At 48.8% G+C, this 906-nt stretch carries 8 tRNA genes; all 8 read right to left on the bottom strand.

Features of this window, described 5'->3' with window-relative positions:
- Nucleotides 1–142 precede the first annotated feature (142 nt).
- A tRNA-Ala gene (locus ACIFPW_RS21800) sits at nucleotides 143–218 on the bottom strand.
- 11 nt (nucleotides 219–229) lie between these two features.
- Nucleotides 230–306: transfer RNA gene (locus ACIFPW_RS21795), tRNA-Pro, on the bottom strand.
- Nucleotides 307–332: 26 nt separating this feature from the next.
- Nucleotides 333–409 (bottom strand) — tRNA-Arg (locus ACIFPW_RS21790).
- Between the two features lie 18 nt (nucleotides 410–427).
- A tRNA-Gly gene (locus ACIFPW_RS21785) sits at nucleotides 428–502 on the bottom strand.
- Nucleotides 503–507: 5 nt separating this feature from the next.
- Nucleotides 508–592, bottom strand: a tRNA-Leu gene (locus ACIFPW_RS21780).
- A 7-nt stretch (nucleotides 593–599) separates the two neighbouring features.
- Nucleotides 600–675 (bottom strand) — tRNA-Lys (locus ACIFPW_RS21775).
- Nucleotides 676–692: 17 nt separating this feature from the next.
- Nucleotides 693–768 (bottom strand) — tRNA-Thr (locus ACIFPW_RS21770).
- Nucleotides 769–802: 34 nt separating this feature from the next.
- A tRNA-Val gene (locus ACIFPW_RS21765) sits at nucleotides 803–878 on the bottom strand.
- Nucleotides 879–906: the final 28 nt, after the last annotated feature.

The following is a 906-nucleotide window of genomic DNA, read 5'->3' as shown; positions in this document are numbered from 1 at the left end:
TTTTGTTTCCGTAGAAACAACTACTTACATGGCGTTTCGTTCAGTTTTCAAAGATCAATTTTTCTTTCAACGTCGTTTTCAGCGACTAAACCATCATATCATGATTCATTTGTCAGTGTCAACAACTTTTTTAAAAAATAATTGGTGGAGCCTAGCGGGATCGAACCGCTGACCTCCTGCGTGCAAGGCAGGCGCTCTCCCAGCTGAGCTAAGGCCCCGTTGGTATGAATGGTCGGGAAGACAGGATTTGAACCTGCGACCCCTTGGTCCCAAACCAAGTGCTCTACCAAGCTGAGCTACTTCCCGTAAAAAGAAGAAAACCAACAAAATAATGGTGCGCCCGAGAGAAGTCGAATCCCTAACCTTCTGATCCGTAGTCAGACGCTCTATCCAATTGAGCTACGGGCGCAAAATCTAATTTAGTTAATGGAGCGGAAGACGGGATTCGAACCCGCGACCCCCACCTTGGCAAGGTGATGTTCTACCACTGAACTACTTCCGCGCAATTGGTGCGGGTGAAGGGACTTGAACCCCCACGTCGTAAGACACTAGATCCTAAGTCTAGCGCGTCTGCCAATTCCGCCACACCCGCAAATGCATGGTGAGCCATGAAGGACTCGAACCTTCGACCCTCTGATTAAAAGTCAGATGCTCTACCAACTGAGCTAATGGCTCTTTTCGATAAGAAAAGCTGGTGCCGGCCAGAGGACTTGAACCCCCAACCTACTGATTACAAGTCAGTTGCTCTACCAATTGAGCTAGACCGGCGATATATGTACCCTTTCGGGTTATAAGAAAAATATGGTGGAGGATGACGGGCTCGAACCGCCGACCCTCTGCTTGTAAGGCAGATGCTCTCCCAGCTGAGCTAATCCTCCACTATATAAGCCTAGCGACGTCCTACTC

Source organism: Pseudalkalibacillus sp. NRS-1564 (assembly GCF_050467905.1).
GTDB lineage: Bacteria > Bacillota > Bacilli > Bacillales > Guptibacillaceae > Guptibacillus > Guptibacillus hwajinpoensis_B.
The sequence above is the reverse complement of the archived record's forward strand: the minus strand, read 5'-3'. Positions and strand labels throughout refer to the sequence as shown.